Consider the following 21,164-nt stretch of genomic DNA (forward strand, 5'->3'; position numbering starts at 1 on the left):
TTACACCCGATTCTGTACGTGCTGGAAGCCGAAACGGCCCTTGATACAGAGGTTGCCATGGGTCACCGGGTTGTCGTGCGGGGAGGTGACCTTGACGATCTCGTTGTCCTGCACGTGCAGCGTGAGATTGCAGCCCACTCCGCAGTACGCGCAGACCGTCGTCGTCTCCGTCTGCGCCGCCTCGTCCCAGGTGCCCTCCGCCCGCATGTCGAACTCCCGCTTGAAGCTCAGAGCCCCCGTCGGACAGACCTCGATGCAGTTGCCGCAGTACACACACGCGGACTCGGTGAGCGGCCCGTCGTGCTCGACGGCGATCCGCGCGTCGAAGCCGCGGCCCGTGACAGAGATCGCGAAGGAGTTCTGCCACTGGTCGCCGCACGCGTCGACGCACTTGTAGCAGAGGATGCACTTGTCGTAGTCGCGGACGTAGAGGTCGTTGTCGATCCGGGGCTCCTCGCCCAGTCGGCGCGCCTCCGGGCCGAAGCGGTCGGGCTCCGCCCCGTACTCCTTGATCCACTCGGCGGCACCCGGGGTGGTCGACAGGTCGACGGAGGAGGCGAGCAGCTCCAGGACGATCTTCCGGCTGTGCCGCGTGCGCTCGGTGTCGGTACGGACGACCATCCCGGCCTCGGCTCGGCGCGAGCAGGCCGGGGCGAGGGTCCTGGCTCCCTCGACCTCGACCACACACACGCGGCAGGCGTTCTTCGGGGTGAGCGTGTCGCCGTGGCAGAGCGTCGGCACGTCCGTGCCGGCCGCCCGGCAGGCGTCGAGGATCGTGGCGCCCTCCGGGACGCGCACGGGAGTGCCGTCGAGCGTGAACTCCAGGAGGCGGCGGGGCGGGGCGAGCGGAACGGTGGTCACCTGTAGACCCCCAGACGGTCGATGGCGGATTCGACGGCGTTCCACGCGGTCTGGCCGAGACCGCAGATCGAGGCGTCCCGCAGGGCCTGGCCCACCTCGCGCAGCAGGGCGATGTCGGCGGTGGCGGCGGCGCCCGTACGGTCCTTGATGCGGTGCAGCGCCTCCTCCTGCCGGACCGTGCCGACCCGGCAGGGCACGCACTGGCCGCAGGACTCGTCGCGGAAGAACTCGGCGATGCGCAGCAGGATCCGCGGCAGGTCCACCGACTCGTCGAGCACGAGGACGACCCCGGAGCCGAGCGTGGTGCCGGCGGCGCGGGTGCCCTCGAAGGTGAGCGCGATGTCCAGCTCGTCGGGACGGACGAACCCGCCGGCCGCGCCGCCGAGCAGGACCGCGCGCAGGGTGTCGGGCTTCCCGGCGAGGTCGAGGAGTTCGCCGAGAGTGGCGCCGAACGGCAGCTCGTACACGCCGGGGCGCGTGACGTTCCCTGACACGCAGAAGAGCTTGGTCTCGGCGGCCCGGAAGGCCTCGGCGCCCTGGGTGAGGATCGGGAGCACGTTGACGAGCGTCTCGACGTTGTTGGCGGCGGTGGGTTTGCCGAAGAGCCCCTTCTCGACGGGGAAGGGCGGCTTGGTCCGGGGTTCTCCTCTGTACCCCTCGATGGAGTTGAAGAGGGCGGTCTCCTCACCGCAGATGTACGCCCCGGCGCCGCGCCGGATCTCGATGTCGAAGGCGAAGCCGCTGCCGAGGACGTCCTCGCCCAGGAGCCCACGGGCGCGGGCCTCCCCGATGGCGTGGGTGAGCCGCTCGTACGCACGGGGGTACTCGCCGCGGATGTACAGATACCCGCGGTGGGCACCGACGGCGTACCCGGCGACGGTCATCGCCTCCACGAGCGCGTAGGGGTCGCCCTCCATGACGACCCGGTCCTTGAAGGTGCCCGGCTCCGACTCGTCCGCGTTGCACACGACATAGTGCGGGCCGTCGGGCTGCGCGGCGGTCGCCTGCCACTTCCGCCCGGTGGGAAACGCGGCCCCACCCCGCCCGACGAGCCCGGACTCGGTAACCTCCCGGATCACCCCGGCCGGCCCCAGCGCGAACGCCCGCCGCAACGCGGCGTACCCGCCGTGCGCCCGGTAGTCGTCGACGCTGTACGGGTCGACGACCCCGACACGGGCGAGGAGTTGGAGCTCCCGCGGTTGTGGGCAATCGTCCCGCAGGGCGGGACGGGTGGGCACAACCCGACCACCGGCCCGCACCGGTCGCGCAGCGTGGCCCGCCTGCGGGACGGCCGCAATGGCGGGTGCCTCGGGCGCGGCCTCCTCGGGGTGCCGGCAGACCCCGGCAAGCGTGCCGACCGTCGCGGGCGCGACGACGCGGGCAAGGCGGGTGGGCGCGCCCGTTCCGGACCCTGGCGGCGCCTCGTCGGGGACCTGGCCCCCGTCCCGTGCGCGCTCCACCCCCGCCCGCACCACCAGCGCCGCCGGCGCCCGTTCGCACAGCCCCAGGCACGGACTCGGTTCGAAGGCGACGCCCTCCGCCTCAAGGCCCGCCGTCACCGCACCCGCGCCGCGAGCCGCGCACGTCAGGTCCGTGCAGACGTGCAGGACCTGCGCCGGACGCGGGCGCACCGCGAACATCGAGTAGAACGTGGCCACCCCGTACGCCTCCGCCGGCGGCACCGTGAGCCGCCGGCACAGATAGTCCAGGCCCCCCTTGCTGATCCACCCCACCCGGTCGTTGAGCGCGTGCAGCCCCGGCAGCAGCAGGTCCCTGCGCTCCCGGGCCTCCCGCCCGCCCCGCGCCCACCGCAGATCCGCCGCCGAGCGGTCGTCCGCGCCCTCCCACGCCGACTCCGGCGGACCGAGGACCGCGTCGACCGCCTCCCGTTCCTCGTCCGTCGGCTTGGCGTCACCGAAGCGCAGATCCATCGTCCGCCACCCTTTCGATCCGTATCGCCGACGCCTTGAACTCCGCCGTGCCCGCGATCGGACAGTTCGCCTCGATCGTCAGCTGGTTGGTGTCGACCTCGTCCGGAAAGTGCATCGTCATGAACGCGAGTCCCGGCCGCAGCGCGGGATCGACCCACACCGGCGCCACCACCGACCCGCGCCGTGAGGTCACCCGGACCTCCTGGCCCACCGCGACCCCGTACCGTTCCGCGTCCTCCGGGCACAGCTCCACGTACTCCCCGCGCCGCAGCGGTGAGGCGAAACTCCCGCTCTGCACACCGGTGTTGTACGAGTCGAGCCGCCGCCCGGTCGTCAGCCGGATCGGGTACGACTCGTCCGTGAGGTCGACCGGCGGATCGTGCCGGACGATCCCGAACGGGGCGCGCCTGCCCCGCAGTTCGGGCTCTATCTCCCACAAGCGGCCGTGCAGGAAGGACGGTTCGAGGCGCTCCAGGTCCGGGCAGGGCCACTGGATGCCCTGATGCTCCTCCAGGCGGTCGTACGTCATGCCCCAGTGGTCCGGCGACAGCGCCCGCAGCTCGTTCCAGACGGCCTCGGCGTCCGCGTACTTCCACTCCTCGTGGCCGAGCCGCCGCGCGAGCTCGCAGATGATGTCGATGTCCTCGCGGGCCTCGCCCGGCGGCCGTACCGCCTTCCGTACCCGCTGCACCCGCCGCTCGCTGTTGGTCGTCGTGCCGTCCGTCTCGCACCAGGCCGCAGTCGCCGGCAGGACCACGTCCGCGAACTCGGCGGTCCTCGTCAGGAAGATGTCCTGCACCACCAGGCAGTCCAGCTTGGCGAGCCGCTCCATCGCCTGCCCGCTGTCCGCCTCCGACTGCGCGGGGTTCTCGCCGATGCAGTACACGGCCCGCAGCTCGCCGGTCTCCATCGCCTCGAACATCTCGGTCAGCGTCCGCCCGTACCGGGGCTGGATCTCCGTGCCCCAGAAGGACTCGAACTTCCGCCGCACCTCCGCGTCGAGGATGTCCTGGAAGCCGGGCAGCCGGTTCGGGATCGCGCCCATGTCCCCGCCGCCCTGCACGTTGTTCTGCCCGCGCAACGGCTGCACCCCGGAGCCGTACCGCCCCACATGCCCTGTCAGCAGCGCCAGGTTGATCAGCGCGCGAACGTTGTCGGTGCCGTTGTGGTGCTCGGTGATGCCGAGCGTCCAGCACAGCTGGGCCCGCTCGGCGCGGGCGAAGGCATGCGCCAACTCCCGTATCGCGGCGGCCGGTACGCCGGTCACCTTCGACGCGGCCGTCAGCGTCCACGGCTCGACCAGCTCCCGGTACTCCTCGAAGCCGCTCGTCGCGCGCTCCACGAACGCCCGGTTGTGCAGGCCCGCGTGGATGATCTCGCGGCCGATCGCGTGCGCGAGCGGGATGTCCGTGCCGACGTCGAGCCCGAGCCAGCTCTCGGCCCACTCGGCGGTCGAGGTGCGGCGCGGATCGACCGCGTACATCCGCGCCCCGTTCCGTATCCCCTTCAGTACGTGCTGGAAGAAGATCGGGTGCGCGAAGCGGGCGTTGGAGCCCCACATCACGATCACGTCGGTGTGCTCGATCTCCTCGTACGAGGAGGTGCCACCGCCCGAGCCGAAGACCGCCGAGAGACCGGCGACGCTCGGCGCGTGACACGTACGGTTGCAGGAGTCGACGTCGTTGGTGCCCATCACGACGCGCGCGAACTTCTGCGCCACGTAGTTCATCTCGTTGGTCGCGCGAGCGCAGGAGAACATCCCGAACGCGCCCCGGGCCGCCCGGAATCCGGCCGCCGCCCGGTCCAGAGCCTCGTCCCAGCTCGCCGGCCGCAGCGGCCCGCCCTTCTCGTCCCGTACGAGCGGGTGGGTGAGCCGGGTGTACGTCTTCGGTTCGCGGTTCCGCTTCTTCATGTCGTGTTCCCCAACCGTGCGGCGAGCAGATCCGACAGGGCGTGGACGGTACGGAGCGTCGGCACCGGTACGCCGGTGATGTCCGCGAGCTCCACCACGGCCGCGAGGAGCACGTCCAGCTCCAGCGGCTTGCCGCGCTCCAGGTCCTGGAGGGTGGAGGTGCGGTGGTCCCCGACCCGCTCGGCCCCGGCGAGGCGGCGCTCGACGGAGATGTCGGGACGGCAGCCCAGGGCCGCGGCGACGGCCAGGGTCTCGTGCATCATCTGCTCGATCACCTGTCGCGTGCCGCCGTGCAGACACATCTGGCGCATCGTCGCCCGGGCGAGCGCGCTGATGGGGTTGAAGGAGATGTTGCCGAGCAGCTTGATCCAGATGTCGTGGCGCAGCTCCGCCTCGACCGGGCACTTCAGGCCCCCGGCGCGCATCGCCTCGGCGAACACCTCGCAGCGCTTGGACGCCGAGCGGTCGGGCTCGCCGATGGAGAACCTCGTGCCCTCCAGATGGCGGACGACGCCCGGACCGCTGAGCTCGGTCGCGGCGTAGACGACACAGCCGATGGCCCGCTCGGGGGCGAGGACGGCCGACACCGCGCCGCCCGGGTCGACGCTCTCGACACGATGGCCGTCGTGCGGGCCGCCGTGGCGGTGGAAGTACCACCAGGGGATGCCGTTCTGGGCGGCGACGACCGCCGTGGTGTCGTGCAGGAGCGGCGCGATGAGCGGCCCGCACGCCGCGTAGGCGTTGGCCTTCAGGCCCAGGAAGACGTAGTCGACGGGGCCGATGTCGGCCGGGTCGTCGGTGGCGTGCACGCGGGCGGTGAAATCGCCGCGCGGGCTCTCGATCCGTACGCCGTGCTGCCTCATGGCCGCGAGATGCGGTCCACGGGCGATCAGATGGACATCGGCGCCGGCGCGGTCGAGCGCGGCTCCGACGTAGGCGCCGATCGCACCGGCGCCGAGGACTGCGACCTTCACGTGCGGGTCTCCGTTCGGTCGAGGGAACCGCAAAACTGAGTGTCGACGAAATATTGTCTACAGTATGGAACTGTGAGTGACAAGGGGTTGGGGAACGTCCCTTGTCACGGTCTCCCAACACCTACGGGCGAATCTTGGTGGTTTACGACCCCGGTTACCGATCAGTCGCTGGCAAGACTGGGAGGTCCTGCTTTCCACATGAACCCAAGGGGGTCCCGGGCATGACGGGCACTCGTATCGCCGCGCTCGGGCACTATCAGCCCGCCAAGGTGCTGACCAACGACGACCTGGCCGCGCTCGTCGACACCAGCGACGAGTGGATCAGCAGCCGGGTCGGCATCAGGACGCGCCACATGGCCGGACCCGACGAGCCCGTGGACGAACTCGCCGCGCACGCCGCCGGCAAGGCGCTCGCCGCCGCCGGCCTCGGCGCCGCCGACATCGACCTGGTCCTCGTCGCCACCTCGACGGCGATCGACCGTTCGCCCAACACCGCCGCCCGCGTCGCCGCCCGGCTCGGCATGACCTCGCCCGCCACCATGGACCTCAACGTGGTCTGCGCGGGCTTCACCCACGCGCTCGCCACCGCCGACCACGCGATCCGCGCGGGCGCCGCCCGGCGCGCCCTGGTCATCGGCGCCGACAAGATGACCGAGGTCACGGACTGGACCGACCGCACGACCTGTGTGCTCGTCGGCGACGGTGCGGGCGCGGCGATCGTCGAAGCCGTGGGGGAGGGCGCCGAGCCCGGAATCGGCCCGGTGCTCTGGGGTTCCGTCCCGGAGATGGGTCACGCCGTCCGGATCGAGGGCACCCCGCCGCGCTTCGCGCAGGAGGGCCAGTCCGTCTACCGCTGGGCCACCCAGCGGCTGCCCGCCCTCGCCCGCGAGGTGTGCGAGCGTTCGGGCCTCGCGCCGGAGGACCTGGCCGGGGTCGTCCTGCACCAGGCCAACCTGCGCATCATCGAGCCGCTGGCCGCGAAGATCGGCGCGGTCAACGCGGTCGTCGCCCGTGACGTGGTCGAGTCCGGCAACACCTCCGCCGCCTCGATCCCGCTGGCGCTCGCCAAGCTGGTCGAACGGGGGGAGCTGCCGTCCGGGGCGCCGACGCTGCTCTTCGGCTTCGGCGGAAACCTCTCGTACGCGGGACAGGTCGTCCGCGTCCCGTAGTACCCGGCCTGGGGCCCTTGGGCTCGTTTCGGCCGAGATCGCGGCGGGCCGCATGCCTGGACATGTGCGTCGGTAGACTGTAGACGATAGCCAATCCGTGCTGATCGCTACGGCGTACGAGGGGGCCGCGATGTTGTCCGCAGGACTGCCGCAGGGGGCCGTGCCCAGGCTGGAGCGGCCGGGGCCGCTGCGCGACCGGGTCTACGAGGCGCTGCTCGAACTGATCACGACCCGTGCGCTGCGCCCCGGTCAGCATCTGGTCGAGAGCGAACTGGCCGGACACCTCGGCGTCTCCCGCCAGCCGGTGCGCGAGGCGCTCCAGCGGCTGAACACCGAGGGCTGGGTCGACCTGCGGCCGGCGCAGGGCGCGTTCGTCCACGAGCCGACCGACGAGGAGGCCGACCAGCTGCTCTCCGTCCGTACGCTCCTGGAGGCGGAGGCCGCCCGGCTCGCCGCCGCGAACTCCGGCTCGGCCGGGATCACCGCGCTCGAGGAGCTCTGCGCGCGGGGCGAGCAGGCCGTGGCGGACGACGACGTCGATCTGGCCGTGGCCACGAACGCGGCCTTCCACGCCAAGGTCATGGAACTGGCCGGAAACCTCGTCCTGTCCGAACTGGCGGGCCAGGTCGACCGCCGCGTCCGCTGGTACTACACGCCGGTCGCCCGGCAGCGGGGCGAGCAGTCCTGGAACGAACACCGGGACCTGATCGACGCGATCGCGGCCCGCGACGAGACCCGCGCCACGACGATCATGCGCGCCCACACGGAACACACCCGCACGACCTACCGCGAACACAGCCAGGGCTGACGGTCTGGCATGTGCGTGGTGCACCCGTTCGCCGGAGCCCGGTGGCGGCGGCCCCGAGCCCGTCCTAGCTTCGGACGGGTCGAGGGACAACGGCCCTCGCCTGACCGGGAGGAACGACCGCCATGCGCGCGATACGTGGTGCCGCCACGGCCCTGCTCGCCACCGCCGCCCTCTGCCTGGCCGCGCCGACGGCCGGTGCGGCCGACGACGGCGCGTGGGGTGACGGTGCGTTGGGCGACGGTACGGGCACCGGACAGGGCACCGGACAGGGCACCGGCGACGGCACCGGTCACAACATCACGTCCTTCGGCTTCTCCGTCTCCCCGGAGACGGTCGCCCCCGGCGGCACGGTCACGCTGAAGGCCGACGGCTGCGAGGTCCCCACCGTGACCGTCACCTCCGGGGTCTTCGACAAGGTCACGCTCAACGAGGGCCACGCGGGCACCGCCACGGTCGACGCCGCTGCCAAGGTCGGCGCCGAGTACCAGGTGACCTTCGAATGCAAGGGCCAGAAGGGCACCGCCACCCTCACCATCGCCGGCGGCTCCACCGCCGCGCACAAGGGCGTCAAGGCCGGCTTCGGCGGCGGCGCCGGCGAACTCGGCGTCATGGAGGTCGTCACGGGCACCGCGCTGATCGCGGGCGCCCTCGGGAGCGGCGTGCTGCTTATGCGCCGCCGCGTCGCCGACGACCGCCTCTGATACGGCTCCTCCGCCCCGGGGTGACGAGGTCCGGGGCGGAGGAGCGCCATCACGTACACGGGGAGCACAGAACGTGCGGGAGTCGAACGGGTCCTCCAGGCGCGGCGCGTGGGGCGCCGTCGTCGTCGTCCTGCTCGTCGGCATCCATCTCGTGCGAGGCGGTACGGAGGAGTGGCGCGCGGGAGGCCCCCCTCAGCCGCTCGCCGCCGCGGCCCCGGACCACGCCTCCGTCCTCGCCCCCGCGCAGGTCCCCGACGCGCTGCCCGCCTCCCGTCCCGCCCGCGTCCGCGTCCCCGCCGTCCGTATCGACGCGCCGGTCACGGCCGTCGGGCTCGACGCCGAAGGGTGGATCGACACCCCGGCCGCGTACGAGACGAACCTCGCCGGCTGGTTCACCGGCGCCGTCACCCCCGGCGAAAAGGGCACGGCCGTCGTCGTCGGCCATGTCGACACCCCGCACGGGCGGGCCGTCTTCTACGACCTGGGGGCGCTGAAGAAGGGCCACCGTATCGAGATCGCCCGTCAGGACGGCAGGACGGCCGTCTTCTCCGTGTACGGCATCGAGGTCGTCCCGAAGGACGGCTTCCCGGCCGAGCGGATCTATCGGAGCACCGGCCACCCCGAGCTGCGCGTCCTCACCTGCGGCGGCGGCTTCTCGAAGCAGGGGTACGCCGGCAATGTCGTCGTCTCCGCTCGCCTGATCGAGGTCCGCTGACCCGGAGGCACCGCACGCTCACACGTCCCGGCTGATCGGCCGCGGGTTCGCCGCCACCCGGCGGGCCCGTGGCCGCCCCGGAGGGTGCAGGAACAGCGCCACGAAGCCGGCGAACAGGGAGATCGACCCGGCGAGCAGGAAGGCGCCCGAGTAGTCCCAGGCCGAGACCACGACCGCGCCCATGCCGGAGCCGAGGAGGCCCGACACCAGCTTGGAGCTGTAGACGAGACCGTAGTTGGAGGCGTTGTTGTTCTCCCCGAAGTAGTCCGCCGTCATCGCCGCGAACATGGGGAAGATCGCGCCACCACCGAAGCCGGAGATGCTGGAGAACACCAGGAACAACGGCAGATTGTGGATGTTGCCTGACCACAGGATGCCGTACTGTGCGAGCCCCAGGACGATGCAGACGAAGATCAGACACTGCTTGCGGCCGTAGCGGTCCGAGAGCCAGCCGATCACGCCGCGTCCGGTGCCGTTCACGATGGCCTTCAGTGACATCGCCGTCGCCACGATCCCGCCCGCGAAGCCCGCCTCGTCGCCGAACGGCACCTGGAAGGCGATCCCGAAGATGTTGACGCCCGAGGTGCACAGCAGACAGAACCACATCAGCGCGACCCGCCCGGTCCGCCAGGCCTCGATCGGCGTGTACTGCTTCACGGCGGGCGGGTTCTTCTCCAACGCCCTCCGCGCACGCGGGTCGTCCGGCTTCTTCAGCGGATCCACCTGGGCCGGCCACCAGTTCTTCGGCGGGTCCTGGAAGAAGTACCCGGCGACCGCGACCATCGCGGCCAGGAAGAGCCCGACCGAGACCAGCACCCAACGGAAGTTCGTCAGATCCATGTAGCCGGTGAAGATGAAGACGAACGGCACCGATCCGTAGGCGAAGCCGCCGTTCACGAACCCCGTCTTCCCGCCCTTCCGTTCGGGATACCACTTGCCGACCATGTTGACGCAGGTCGCGTAGACCATGCCCGCGCCCATGCCGCTGAACATGCCGAAGCCGATGTAGGCGACGATCACATGAGGGGCGAAGGCGAGCGAGAGATAGCCGAGCAGCGTGCCGAGCGCGCCCAGCATCATCGCCCAGCGGGCCGGCAACCACCCGCTCTCGCGCAGCTTTCCGGCCGGGAAGGCCACCGCGGCCTGGAAGAACACCCAGACCCCGAGCATCCAGAAGATGTGCGCGCTGCTCCAGCTGTGCGCGGTGTGCAGCGTGTCCTCGGCGGACGCGAACGCGTACTCCGCCGAGCTGATGCCCATCATGCCCACCCAGGGCAGGATGACCATCCACTTGCGTGTGCGGCCCATCAGGTCGACGTCGGTCTCGCCGAGCCGGTACGTACGGCCGTTGGCGTCCGTCACCTCCCTGTAAGGGAGGGTGGCGGTGATGTCGGTTGTCGTCATGGAGATCGAACCCCTCGCGTGGAAGAAGTCTGGCCAGCGCCCCCTGTCCGTTCCCTTCGCACCGGGGCCCGCGGCATGCGGCCGCCGCGAGCCCCGTGGTTCGAGCTGTCGCTCAGCTCACCGCATCACCGCCAAGGAGGCCCGCGGCCCGGGCCCACCGGTACTTCGCGCCGAGCACCGCCACGGGCCGCTCCGTCGTGTATGGGTAGGCCACGACGCCCCGCTCGAACAGGTACTGGCACGCCTCCTCGACCTCGACATCGCCCGCGAGCGAGGCCACCACCGGCTTCTCGATCCCCCGCTCGCGGAACTCCGCCACCACGCGCGCGGTGAGCTCGGCGAACACCATCGGGGGAGTGACGATGGTGTGCCAGTAGCCGAGGACGAGCGCGTGGATCCGCGGGTCCTCCAGGCCGAGCCTGATGGTGGCCTCGTACGTGGACGGCGGCTCGCCGCCCGTGATGTCGATGGGGTTGCCCGAGGCCCCGAAGGGCGGGATGAACGCCTTGAAGGCGGCGTCCAGGTCGTCCGGGATCTCCATCAGCCGCAGCCCGTTGTCGACGATCGCGTCCGACAGGAGCACCCCCGAGCCGCCGGCTCCGGTGATGACGACGACGTTGTCCCCCTGCGGTGCCGGCAGCACGGGCAGGGCCCGCGCGTACTCCAGCATGTCGCTCAGCCCGGGCGCCCGGATGACGCCCGCCTGCCGCAGGATGTCGTCGTACACCGCGTCGTCGCCCGCGAGCGCGCCCGTGTGCGAACCGGCCGCCCGCGCCCCCGCGCTGGTGCGCCCGGCCTTGAGGACGACCACCGGCTTCCTCGGCACGGTCTGCCGGGCCGCCTCGACGAAGGCCCGCCCGTCCTTGAGGTCCTCCAGGTGCATCGCGATGCAGTCGGTACGGGGATCCTCGCCGAACCAGGTCAGCAGATCGTCCTCGTCGATGTCCGACTTGTTGCCGAGCCCGACGATCGCCGACACACCCGTCCGCGTGGTGCGGGCGAAGCCCAGGATCGCCATCCCGATCCCGCCCGACTGCGAGGTCAGGGCCACACCCCCCTTGACGTCGTACGGCGTGCAGAAGGTGGCGCACAGGTCCTGCCAGGTCGAGTAGTACCCGTAGATGTTCGGCCCCAGGAGCCGGATGCCGTACCGCTCCGCCACGGCCACGATCTCGTCCTGCAGGGCGTGTTCCCCGGTCTCGGCGAAGCCGGACGGGATCAGCACCGCGTTGGGAATGCCCTTGCGGCCCACCTCCTCCAGCGCCGACGCCACGAACGGAGCGGGGATCGCGAAGACCGCCACATCCACCTCACCGGGAACGTCCGTGACACTCTTGTACGCCTTGCGGCCCAGGATGTCATCGGCCCGGGGGTTCACCGGATGGATCTCGCCCGGGAATCCGCCGTCGACGAGGTTGCGCATCACCGAATTGCCGATCTTCCCCCGCTCGTTGGAGGCCCCGATCACGGCCACCGCACGCGGCTCCATGAGCCGCCGCATGGACCGGAGGATCTCTTCGCGGGTGAACGTCCGCCGCGGTGCGGGCACTTCGGAGGCGAGGATCACGCGGATGTCGGCCGCGGTGGCACCCTCGGGCGTGGCGATCACGGGGTTGAGGTCGACCTCGGCGATCTCGGGGAAGTCGGTGACCAGTTGGGAGACGCGCCGGATCTGCTCGGCGAGCGCCCACCGGTCCACGGCCGGCGCTCCGCGCACCCCGCGCAGGATCTCCGCCGCCCGGATCGAGTCCAGCATCGACACCGCCTCGTCGGCGGTCACCGGCGCGAGCCGGAACGTGACGTCCTTCAGCACCTCCACGAGCACTCCGCCGAGCCCGAAGGCGACGACCTTGCCGAAGGCCGGATCGGTGACGGCGCCGACGATGACCTCCTGGCCCGGCGGCAGCAGTTGCTGCACCTGCACACCGTCGATGCGCGCGTCCGGGGCGTAGGCCCGGGCGTTCTCGACGATCCGGCAGAACGCCTCACGGACCTCCGCCGCTCCCTCCACCCCGACGACCACACCGCCCGCGTCGGTCTTGTGCAGGATGTCGGGGGAGATGATCTTCAGGACGACCTTTCCGCCGAGCCGGTCGGCCTGCGCCACCGCCTCGTCCACGTCCCGCGCCAGGGCCTCGCCCGGCACGGCGATCCCGTACGCGTCGGCGAGCGCCTTCCCTTCGGGCGCGGTGAGCGCGGTCCGCCCCTCGGCCCGTACGGCGTCGAGAACTTCCCGTACGGCTTCCCGGTCGAATTCGATCGCCACTAGATCACCCCACTCGTCTTCAGCAGCCGCAGCTCCTCGTCGCCGAGCCCCAGCTCGCCGACGTACACCTCTTCGTTGTGCTCGCCGAGCAGCGGTGAGGTCACGACCTCCACCGGTGAGTCGGAGAGCTTGAGCGGGGAGCCGACCGTCGTGAAGCTGCCGCGCTCGGGGTGGGGGACCTCGACCACCATCTCGTTGGCGACCAGCGAGGCGTCCTCGATGATCTCCTTGGTGGACAGGATCGGACCGCACGGGATGCCCCGGGCGTTGAGCTGCTCCAGGACCTCCCACTTGGGCAGCGTCGAGGACCACTCCTCGGTCAGCTGGAACATCTTGGAGAGCTTGGGCAGCCGGGCCTCCGGCGTCGCCCACTCCGGGTCCTCGGCGAGCTCGGGCCGGCCGATGAGCTCCGAGAGCGGGGCCCAGCCGACGGGCTGGACGATGACGTACACGTAGTCGTTCGGCCCGCCGGGGGCGCACCGCACCGCCCAGCCCGGCTGGCCGCCGCCGGAGGCATTACCCGAACGGGGGACTTCCTCGCCGAAATCCTCGTTGGGGTACTCGGAGAGCGGCCCGTGCGAAAGCCTCTGCTGGTCCCGCAGCTTCACCCGGCAGAGATTCAGCACCGCGTGCTGCATCGCGACGTTCACCCGCTGCCCCCGCCCGGTGTTCTCGCGCTGGAAGAGCGCCGCCAGGATTCCGGCCACGGCGTGGATGCCGGTGCCGGAGTCACCGATCTGGGCGCCCGTCGCCAGCGGCGGCCCGTCCTCGAACCCGGTGGTGGCCATCGAGCCGCCCATGGCCTGTGCGACGACCTCGTACGCCTTGAAGTCGGTGTACGGGCCCTCCCCGAACCCCTTGATGGAGGCGTAGACGATTCGCGGATTGATCTCCTGGATGCGATCCCAGGTGAAGCCCATCCGGTCGACGGCCCCTGGGCCGAAGTTCTCGACCATGACGTCACTGCGTCGGATCAGCTCGGTGAGCAGCTCCTTGCCACGCTCGGTCTTGGTGTTGAGGGTGATGCTCCGCTTGTTGCAGTTGAGCATCGTGAAGTAGAGCGAGTCCACGTCCGGGATGTCCCGCAGCTGCTTGCGGGTGATGTCGCCGGACGGGGCCTCCAGCTTCACCACGTCCGCGCCGAGCCAGGCGAGCAGCTGGGTGGCGGAGGGTCCGGACTGCACATGCGTCATGTCGAGGACGCGGATGCCTTCAAGTGCCTTGGTGCCCTGTGCCTTGGTCATGACGGAGACCGGCCTCTCACTTGTACATGGTCTGGTTCATGGTTCCGGGCGCGTACGCGTCGGGGTCGACCCAGACGTTGATCAGCGACGGCAGGCCCGACTCGCGGGCGCGGCGCAGCGCGGGGGCGATGTCGGCGGGGTCCCGCACCTCCTCGCCGTAACCGCCCAGCATCTGCGCGAACTTGTCGTAGTGGACGTCACCGAGGGTGTTGCCGACCCGCTCGCGCTCCAGGCCGTACTTCTGGGCCTGGCCGTAGCGGATCTGGTTCATCGAGGAGTTGTTGCCGACGATGCCGACGAAGGGGAGGTTGTAGCGGACGAGAGTCTCGAAGTCCCAGCCCGTGAGGGAGAACGCGCCGTCGCCGAAGAGCGCCACCACCTCCTTGTCCGGGCGCGCCTGCTTGGCCGCCAGGACGAAGGGGATGCCGACGCCGAGCGTGCCGAGCGGCCCCGGGTCCATCCAGTGCCCGGGTGACTTGGGCTGCACGACCTGGCCGGAGAAGGTCACGATGTCCCCGCCGTCGCCGATGTAGATCGAGTCCTCGGTGAGGAAGTCGTTGATCTCGCTGACCAGGCGGTACGGGTGGATCGGCGAGGCGTCCGAGCGGAGCTGCGGCAGCCGCTTGTCCAGTGCGGTCTGCTCGGCGGTACGCAGCTCCTCCAGCCAGGCCTTCCGCTTGATGGCGCCGCCGTTGAGCCGGCCGCTCGCCGCCTCCGTGACCGACGTCAGGATCAGCCCCGCGTCGCCGACGATCCCGAGGTCGATGTCCCGGTTCTTGCCGACGGTCCGGTAGTCCAGGTCGATCTGGACGACGGTGGCGTCCGGGGAGAGCCGCTTGCCGTAGCCCATCCGGAAGTCGAAGGGGGTGCCGACGACGACGATGACATCGGCGTTGGAGAAGGCGTAGCGCCGGGAGAGCTGGAAGTGGTGCGGATCGCCGGGCGGCAGGGTGCCGCGCCCCGCCCCGTTCATGTACGCGGGGATGTTGAGGGTCCGTACGAGCTCGACGGCCGCGTCCGTGGCCCGGGTCGTCCAGACCTGGCTGCCCAGCAGGATCGCCGGCTTCTCGGCGTGCACCAGCAGATCGGCCAGCCGCTCGACCGCCTCGGGATCGCCGGCGCTGCGGGTGGAGGCGCGGTACTGCCCGGCCTTGGGCACGCGTGCCTTCTCCACCGGGACGGTGGCGTCCAGGACGTCGCGCGGGATCTCCAGGAAGGAGGGCCCGGGCGCGCCGTGGTAGCACTCGCGGAAGGCCATGGAGACCATGTCCGCCGCGCGGGCCGTGTCCGGCACGGTGGCGGCGAACTTGGTGATCGGCATCATCATGTCGACGTGCGGGAGGTCCTGCAGCGAGCCCATCTTGTGCTGGCTGTGGGCCCCCTGACCGCCGATCAGGAGCATCGGCGACTCCGCGCGGAAGGCGTTGGCGACTCCGGTGACCGCGTCGGTGGTGCCGGGGCCGGCGGTGACCACGGCGCAGCCCGGCTTTCCGGTGATCCGGGCGTACCCGTCGGCGGCGTGCGCGGCCACCTGTTCGTGGCGTACGTCGACGACTTCGATGCCCTCGTCGACACAGCCGTCGTAGATGTCGATGATGTGGCCGCCGCAGAGCGTGTAGATGACGTCGACGCCCTCCGCCTTGAGGGCCTTGGCGACCAGATGTCCACCGGAGATGCGTTCCTGCTGAGGCTGCTGGCTGTCGTCGGGCATGGCGAAGTCCTGTCCCTTCGTAGGGGGTTGAGGTGCTGTCGCAGTCGATTGCATACAGTCGACGAATACTGTATGAAGCTTGTTATCCCGCATCGCCCGGACGGTGTCCAGGGGGTGTGCGGCACTTTCGAGTCAGGGAGCTTTCGAGTCAGGAGCCGAGATGGACCTGTACGAGCACCAGGCAAGGGAAGTCTTCAAGGGCTACGGAATCGCGGTCCCCGACGCGGCCGTCGTCGACCACCCCCGCGAGGCTCGGCAGGCCGCCGAACTCCTCGGCGGACGTGTCGTCGTCAAGGCGCAGGTGAAGACCGGCGGACGTGGCAAGGCGGGCGGAGTCAAACTCGCGGCCGACCCGGCGGCCGCCGAGATCACCGCCCGCCAGATCCTCGGCATGGACATCAAGGGCCACACCGTCCGTAGGGTCATGCTCGCCCAACCGGTCGACATCCAGGACGAGTTCTATGTCAGCTACGTTCTCGACCGGGCGGCCGGCGCCTTCCTCGCCATCGCCTCCGCCGAGGGCGGCATGGACATCGAGGAGGTCGCCGCCACCCGGCCCGAGGCCGTCGCGCGCATCCCCGTCGACCCGGCCGAAGGGGTGACCGAGGCCAAGGCCGCCGAGATCGCCACCGCGGCGGGGCTCCCCGCGGAGACCGCCGACGTACTGGTCCGCCTCTGGCAGGTCCTCGTCGGCGAGGACGCCCTCCTCGTCGAGGTGAACCCCCTCGTCCGTACCGCCGACGGCGCGATCCTCGCCCTCGACGGCAAGGTCACCGTCGACGACAACGCCCGCTTCCGCCAGGCCCGTTGGAGTGAGGTATCCGAGGCGGGCCGGACCGACGGCGACCCGCTGGAGGCCGCCGCCGCGGCCAAGGGCCTCACCTACGTCAAGCTCGACGGAGAGGTCGGCATCATCGGCAACGGGGCCGGACTCGTCATGTCCACCCTCGACGTCGTCGCCGGCCGAGGCGCCCGCCCCGCCAACTTCCTCGACATCGGCGGCGGCGCCTCCGCCCAGGTCATGGCCGACGGCCTCGACGTCATCCTCTCCGACCCCGACGTCAGAGCCGTACTCGTCAACGTCTTCGGCGGCATCACCGCCTGCGACGCCGTCGCCGAAGGCATCGTCCGGGCCCTGGAGTCCGTCCACCTCACCCGGCCACTCGTCGTACGCCTCGACGGCAACAACGCCGCCCGCGGCCGGGCCATCCTCGACGCCCGCGCCCACCCGCTCGTCGAGCAGGTCACCACGATGGACAGCGCCGCCGCCCGCGCCGCACAACTCGCCACCCGCTGAAGGGATGTGAACCCATGGCCATCTTCCTGACCAGGCAGAGCATGGTCCTCGTCCAGGGCATGACGGGCGCCGAGGGCATGAAGCACACCCGCCGTATGCTCGCCGCCGGCACCGACGTCGTCGGCGGAGTCAACCCGCGCAAGGCGGGCGCCACCGTCGACCTCGACGGGCGCGCGATCCCCGTCTTCGGCTCCGTCCGCGAGGCCATGGACGCCACCGGAGCCGACGTGACGGTCGTCTTCGTCCCCCCGCCCTTCGCCAAGGCGGCCGTCCTCGAAGCCGTCGACGCCCGCATCGGCCTCGCCGTCGTCATCACCGAGGGCATCCCCGTCCACGACACCGTGGCCTTCCAGGCGTACGCCCGCACCCACGGCACCCGCGTCATCGGCCCCAACTGCCCCGGCCTGATCAGCCCGGGCCAGTCCAACGCCGGCATCATCCCCTCCGACATCGCGCCCGAGCCCGGCGGTATCGGACTCGTCTCCAAGTCCGGCACGCTCACCTACCAGCTCATGTACGAGCTCCGGGAGCACGGCTTCTCTTCGGCCGTCGGGATCGGCGGCGACCCGGTCGTCGGCACCACCCACATCGACTGCCTCAGCGCGTTCGAGGCCGACCCCGACACCGATCTGATCGTGATGATCGGGGAGATCGGCGGCGACGCCGAGGAGCGCGCCGCCGACCACATCGCGGCCCACATCACCAAGCCCGTCATCGCCTACATCGCCGGGTTCACCGCCCCTGAGGGCAAGACCATGGGCCACGCCGGAGCCATCGTCTCCGGAACGTCCGGTACGGCCGAGGGGAAGAGGAAGGCCCTGGAAGCAGCGGGCGTCCAGGTCGGCGCCACCCCGACCGAGACGGCCGCGCTCGTCCTCGCCCGGCTGGCGGCCCCGCAGGACCCCACCCACCACTGACGCTCCTGCCGCAGCGCTCCCCAGCCACCGAGAGCGGAGAACACCCCATGGCCCCGACCCCGAACCCGACCACGACCCCGACCCTCACCCTCAAGCCAGGCACCGCCTGGGCCGATGCCTGGCGGCGCTGCCTCACCGCCGCCCCCGAGGCGTTCCGTGACGACACCGTCCTCAACCTCTGGGCCGGCACCTGGCAGCCCGACGGACGGGCGCTCCCCGCCACCAGCCCCGTGGACGGCAGCCCCGTCGCCGGCCCGCCGCGCCTCGACGCCGCCACCGCCCACCAGGCCGTCCGCGCCTCGCTCGACCAGCACCGGGCCTGGCGGCACATCCCGCCGGCCGAGCGCCGCGCCCGCGTCTCCGCCACCCTCGACGCGCTCGCCGCCCACCGCGAGCTGCTCGCCCTCCTCCTCGTCTGGGAGATCGGCAAGCCGTGGCGGCTCGCCCAGGCCGACGTCGACCGCGCGATCGACGGCGTGCGCTGGTACGTCGACGGCATCGACACCATGCTCGCCGGCCGCACCCCGCTGCCCGGCCCCGTCTCCAACATCGCCAGCTGGAACTACCCGATGTCCGTCCTCGTCCACGCCCTGCTCGTCCAGGCGCTGGCCGGAAACGCCGTCATCGCCAAGACCCCGACCGACGGCGGCCTCGCCTGCCTCACCCTCGCCGCCGCGCTAGCCGCCCGCGAGGGCATCCCGATCACTCTGGTCAGCGGAAGCGGAGGCGAGCTCTCCGAGGCCCTCGTCCGGGCCCCCGAGATCGGCTGCGTCTCCTTCGTCGGCGGCCGCGACACCGGCGCACGCATCGCCACCGCAGTCGCCGACCTGGGCAAACGCCACATCCTCGAACAGGAGGGCCTCAACACCTGGGGCATCTGGAACCACACGGACTGGCCTGCACTCACCGCCGTGGTCCCCACACTCTTCGACTACGGCAAACAGCGCTGCACCGCCTACCCCCGCTTCGTCGTCCAGCGCACCCTGTTCGCCGACTTCCTCGCCGCCTACCTCCCACCCGTCCGAGCCCTCCGCTTCGGGCACCCGCTCGCCGTCGAACACCCGGAGGACGAGCTTCCCGACCTCGACTTCGGCCCGCTCATCAACGCCGCCAAGGCCAAGGAGCTCGGCGACCAGGTCGCCGAGGCCATCGACCGGGGCGCGATCCCGGTCCACCACGGCTCCCTCGCCGACGGCCGCTTCCTGCCGGGCCAGGACACCTCGGCCTATCTCCCGCCCGTCACCCTCCTCAACCCGCCCCCGTCCTCACCCCTCCACCACGCCGAACCCTTCGGCCCGGTCGACACGATCGTCCTCGTCGACACCGAGGCCGAACTCCTCGCCGCGATGAACGCGTCCAACGGCGCCCTCGTCGCGACGCTCGCCACCGACGACCCGGAGACGTACGCCCGACTCGCCCCGCAGATCCGGGCCTTCAAGACGGGCCACGGAAAGCCCCGCTCCCGAGGCGACCGCGACGAGCTCTTCGGCGGCTTCGGAGCCTCCTGGCGCGGCGCGTTCGTCGGCGGCGACCTGCTGGTCAAGGCCGTCACCGAAGGCACCGAGGCCCCCGAAAGGGAGCGGCTCCCGGGCAACTTCCCCGACTACCACCTGATGCCGTGACAGGAACCGTTCATCCGATCCCCTGACGGTCCGGCTCCAGGGCGAAGGCCCGGTCGGCCGCTTCCGGCACCGCGCGCTCGACCTGTTGTGTCAGCAGCGCGCGATGCCGGAGCAGCGGTTCCCTGCGTTCCTCCGGGGCCAGCGAGAGCAGGTCTTCCAGCCCCGCCAGCATCCGCCGGGACACCTGCGGGCTGTCCGCCGCGCAGCCCCGGACCTCGGTGAACCCGAGATCCACCAGGTCGGTCCACCCGGGTCCGTCCTGCACCAGCCGGACCGCGCCCGCGCGGTCCCGGTGATGGACGGACCCCAGCGGCCGGTTCGCGAGCGACGCGAGGATCTGGACGATCCGGTCCAGGCACTGCACGGCCGTCGTCGGGTCGTTGACGGCGGGGGAGAGGGCCCGCAGAGCGATGTCGGAGAGTTGCCGCAGCCCGAAGCCGAGGTCCTGATGGAACGTCCGCTCGACCCCGACGGAGACCGCCGCGGCCAGCCGGCGCGGCACCTGCCCCCCGTGTACGGCGAGGATGCGGGTCCCGGGCACCACGAAGTCCCCGATCCGGGGCAGCAGCCGCAGCACGACCCCGTGCCGTTGCGCGCCCCGCACCAGCCACGCCACGTTCACGTCCCGCAGCACCCCGGAGCGCCCCCGGTGCACCAGGAGCGCCGTGGGATCCCCGAGTTCGCCGACCTCGCCCCCGTACTGCGGCTGCTTCGCCAGCACGGACAACGACTCGGTCGTGATCCGCTCCACCACGTGCCCCACGCGCATCAGCCGCAGCGTCGTGTTCACGTACGCCACGAAGAGCAGCAGGCTCAGCCCCACCAGGAGCAGCGTCAGCAACGACTGCACCAACGGCACGTTCGTCACGAACCGGGGATCGGTCTCGCTCTCGTACGAGGTCAGCACGAGCAGCGACAACAGGAAGGTCGACAGGAAGACGGAGAACGTCGCCTTGGTGATCCGGCTCCGGATGAAGATCCGCACCACGCGCGGACTGAACTGGCCGCTCGCCATCTGCACCGCGACCAGCGAGATCGAGAACACCACACCGATGAAGGTCATCATCGCCGAGGAGATCGTCGTCACGATCGTCTTGGCGTCGTCGGAGATCCCGATCAGATCGGAGATCTCCTCGTACGCCTCCTCATCGCGGAGATACCCGACGATCGCCTCGTCCAGCGCCGTCGCGCCCGTCCACAGCGCGAAGACGACCACCATCGACACGACCGGGGCGAACCAGAAGGTGTCCCGCAGATGCTCCCGTAGCGGCGACAGCATCCGGGGCCTGCGGTACGCCGACCTTCGGTACACGGAGAGGTAGCTCACCCCGCGCAGGCTAGGCGGCACCGGCCTCCACTCCTCGTATCCGAGCGACGACACTCTGTGTACGCAGCGGCTCGGCGCGAACTGGATCAAGGACATCGCACCCGCCGCACCCCACTGACCACGGGAAACGTGGGTGAAAGCCACGTCGAACCCCTGGTAGAGTTATCCATGTCGCCGCGGGGAACACCCCGGGACGACAACAACACCTGGTCCGGGTGGCGGAATGGCAGACGCGCTAGCTTGAGGTGCTAGTGCCCTTTATCGGGCGTGGGGGTTCAAGTCCCCCCTCGGACACTGAACGAGTG

At 71.0% G+C, this 21,164-nt stretch carries 16 protein-coding genes and 1 tRNA gene; 8 read left to right on the forward strand and 9 right to left on the reverse strand.

Annotated features, from left to right (window positions below):
• From ACZ4VI_RS27790 to ACZ4VI_RS27805, 4 genes are read right to left on the reverse strand one after another with little or no spacing between them, the layout of a single operon-like run.
• Positions 1-861: a 2Fe-2S iron-sulfur cluster-binding protein gene (locus ACZ4VI_RS27790; protein ID WP_468003526.1), complete on the reverse strand. Its 861-nt coding sequence runs from the start codon at positions 859-861 to the stop codon at positions 1-3.
• On the reverse strand, positions 858-2,792 hold the full coding sequence (locus ACZ4VI_RS27795) for an NADH-ubiquinone oxidoreductase-F iron-sulfur binding region domain-containing protein (protein ID WP_468003527.1): 1,935 nt from the start codon (positions 2,790-2,792) through the stop codon (positions 858-860). The genes ACZ4VI_RS27790 and ACZ4VI_RS27795 overlap by 4 nt, the downstream gene beginning before the upstream one ends.
• On the reverse strand, positions 2,773-4,704 hold the full coding sequence (locus ACZ4VI_RS27800) for a molybdopterin oxidoreductase family protein (RefSeq protein WP_468003529.1): 1,932 nt from the start codon (positions 4,702-4,704) through the stop codon (positions 2,773-2,775). The genes ACZ4VI_RS27795 and ACZ4VI_RS27800 overlap by 20 nt, the downstream gene beginning before the upstream one ends.
• Positions 4,701-5,678: a 2-dehydropantoate 2-reductase gene (locus tag ACZ4VI_RS27805; protein ID WP_468003531.1), complete on the reverse strand. Its 978-nt coding sequence runs from the start codon at positions 5,676-5,678 to the stop codon at positions 4,701-4,703. Before ACZ4VI_RS27805 ends, ACZ4VI_RS27800 begins: the two co-directional genes overlap by 4 nt.
• Before the next feature lie 221 nt (positions 5,679-5,899).
• On the opposite strand from ACZ4VI_RS27805, the gene ACZ4VI_RS27810 reads away from it, so the two are divergent.
• The 4 genes from ACZ4VI_RS27810 (at position 5,900) to ACZ4VI_RS27825 (ending at position 9,071) form a co-directional block, all read left to right on the forward strand.
• Positions 5,900-6,847 (forward strand): beta-ketoacyl-ACP synthase III, encoded by a 948-nt coding sequence (locus tag ACZ4VI_RS27810; protein ID WP_468003532.1) that lies wholly within the window; start codon positions 5,900-5,902, stop codon positions 6,845-6,847.
• 130 nt (positions 6,848-6,977) lie between these two features.
• Positions 6,978-7,655: a GntR family transcriptional regulator gene (locus tag ACZ4VI_RS27815; RefSeq protein WP_468003626.1), complete on the forward strand. Its 678-nt coding sequence runs from the start codon at positions 6,978-6,980 to the stop codon at positions 7,653-7,655.
• A 122-nt stretch (positions 7,656-7,777) separates the two neighbouring features.
• Positions 7,778-8,356, forward strand: a complete 579-nt coding sequence (locus tag ACZ4VI_RS27820) for a hypothetical protein (RefSeq protein WP_468003534.1) — start codon at positions 7,778-7,780, stop codon at positions 8,354-8,356.
• A gap of 73 nt (positions 8,357-8,429) precedes the next feature.
• Positions 8,430-9,071, forward strand: a complete 642-nt coding sequence (locus ACZ4VI_RS27825) for a class F sortase (protein WP_468003536.1) — start codon at positions 8,430-8,432, stop codon at positions 9,069-9,071.
• An 18-nt stretch (positions 9,072-9,089) separates the two neighbouring features.
• Here ACZ4VI_RS27825 and ACZ4VI_RS27830 read toward each other — a convergent pair whose 3' ends face one another.
• The 4 genes from ACZ4VI_RS27830 to ACZ4VI_RS27845 form a co-directional block, all read right to left on the reverse strand.
• Entirely contained in the window at positions 9,090-10,475 is a 1,386-nt protein-coding gene (locus ACZ4VI_RS27830) for an OFA family MFS transporter (RefSeq protein ID WP_468003538.1), read from the reverse strand.
• Between the two features lie 112 nt (positions 10,476-10,587).
• A complete protein-coding gene (locus tag ACZ4VI_RS27835; RefSeq protein ID WP_468003627.1) occupies positions 10,588-12,735 on the reverse strand; it encodes an acetate--CoA ligase family protein in 2,148 nt (715 codons plus the stop codon).
• A 5-nt stretch (positions 12,736-12,740) separates the two neighbouring features.
• The gene (frc, locus tag ACZ4VI_RS27840; RefSeq protein ID WP_468003540.1) at positions 12,741-13,985 is read right to left on the reverse strand and encodes a formyl-CoA transferase; all 1,245 of its coding nucleotides are present in this window, start codon (positions 13,983-13,985) and stop codon (positions 12,741-12,743) included.
• A 16-nt stretch (positions 13,986-14,001) separates the two neighbouring features.
• On the reverse strand, positions 14,002-15,696 hold the full coding sequence (locus ACZ4VI_RS27845; protein ID WP_468003542.1) for a thiamine pyrophosphate-binding protein: 1,695 nt from the start codon (positions 15,694-15,696) through the stop codon (positions 14,002-14,004).
• A gap of 160 nt (positions 15,697-15,856) precedes the next feature.
• Here ACZ4VI_RS27845 and sucC point away from each other — a divergent pair, with 160 nt between their 5' ends.
• Genes sucC through ACZ4VI_RS27860 form a run of 3 tightly spaced genes read left to right on the forward strand, consistent with a single transcriptional unit; the run spans position 15,857 to position 19,532 of the window.
• A complete protein-coding gene (sucC, locus tag ACZ4VI_RS27850) occupies positions 15,857-16,993 on the forward strand; it encodes an ADP-forming succinate--CoA ligase subunit beta (RefSeq protein WP_468003544.1) in 1,137 nt (378 codons plus the stop codon).
• Between the two features lie 14 nt (positions 16,994-17,007).
• Positions 17,008-17,910 carry a succinate--CoA ligase subunit alpha gene (gene sucD, locus ACZ4VI_RS27855; protein WP_468003546.1) on the forward strand — a complete coding sequence of 301 codons (903 nt, stop codon included), beginning with the start codon at positions 17,008-17,010 and terminating at the stop codon, positions 17,908-17,910.
• Positions 17,911-17,957: 47 nt separating this feature from the next.
• Positions 17,958-19,532: an aldehyde dehydrogenase family protein gene (locus tag ACZ4VI_RS27860; protein WP_468003547.1), complete on the forward strand. Its 1,575-nt coding sequence runs from the start codon at positions 17,958-17,960 to the stop codon at positions 19,530-19,532.
• 10 nt (positions 19,533-19,542) lie between these two features.
• On the opposite strand, the gene ACZ4VI_RS27865 is transcribed toward ACZ4VI_RS27860, so the two are convergent.
• On the reverse strand, positions 19,543-20,811 hold the full coding sequence (locus ACZ4VI_RS27865) for a DUF2254 domain-containing protein (RefSeq protein WP_468003628.1): 1,269 nt from the start codon (positions 20,809-20,811) through the stop codon (positions 19,543-19,545).
• A 257-nt stretch (positions 20,812-21,068) separates the two neighbouring features.
• On the opposite strand from ACZ4VI_RS27865, the gene ACZ4VI_RS27870 reads away from it, so the two are divergent.
• A tRNA-Leu gene (locus ACZ4VI_RS27870) sits at positions 21,069-21,153 on the forward strand.
• Positions 21,154-21,164 lie beyond the last annotated feature (11 nt).

Source organism: Streptomyces sp. NPDC029169 (genome assembly GCF_055563935.1).

Bases quoted from the DNA above. Each gene is read 5' to 3' on its own strand.
- ACZ4VI_RS27795 (WP_468003527.1), bottom strand. From the start codon at position 2,792: ATGGATCTGCGCTTCGGTGACGCCAAGCCGACGGACGAGGAACGGGAG.
- ACZ4VI_RS27800 (WP_468003529.1), bottom strand. From the start codon at position 4,704: ATGAAGAAGCGGAACCGCGAACCGAAGACGTACACCCGGCTCACCCAC.
- ACZ4VI_RS27810 (WP_468003532.1), top strand. From the start codon at position 5,900: ATGACGGGCACTCGTATCGCCGCGCTCGGGCACTATCAGCCCGCCAAG.
- ACZ4VI_RS27815 (WP_468003626.1), top strand. From the start codon at position 6,978: ATGTTGTCCGCAGGACTGCCGCAGGGGGCCGTGCCCAGGCTGGAGCGG.
- ACZ4VI_RS27820 (WP_468003534.1), top strand. From the start codon at position 7,778: ATGCGCGCGATACGTGGTGCCGCCACGGCCCTGCTCGCCACCGCCGCC.
- ACZ4VI_RS27830 (WP_468003538.1), bottom strand. From the start codon at position 10,475: ATGACGACAACCGACATCACCGCCACCCTCCCTTACAGGGAGGTGACG.
- frc (WP_468003540.1), bottom strand. From the start codon at position 13,985: ATGACCAAGGCACAGGGCACCAAGGCACTTGAAGGCATCCGCGTCCTC.
- ACZ4VI_RS27845 (WP_468003542.1), bottom strand. From the start codon at position 15,696: ATGCCCGACGACAGCCAGCAGCCTCAGCAGGAACGCATCTCCGGTGGA.
- sucC (WP_468003544.1), top strand. From the start codon at position 15,857: ATGGACCTGTACGAGCACCAGGCAAGGGAAGTCTTCAAGGGCTACGGA.
- sucD (WP_468003546.1), top strand. From the start codon at position 17,008: ATGGCCATCTTCCTGACCAGGCAGAGCATGGTCCTCGTCCAGGGCATG.
- ACZ4VI_RS27860 (WP_468003547.1), top strand. From the start codon at position 17,958: ATGGCCCCGACCCCGAACCCGACCACGACCCCGACCCTCACCCTCAAG.
- ACZ4VI_RS27865 (WP_468003628.1), bottom strand. From the start codon at position 20,811: ATGCTGTCGCCGCTACGGGAGCATCTGCGGGACACCTTCTGGTTCGCC.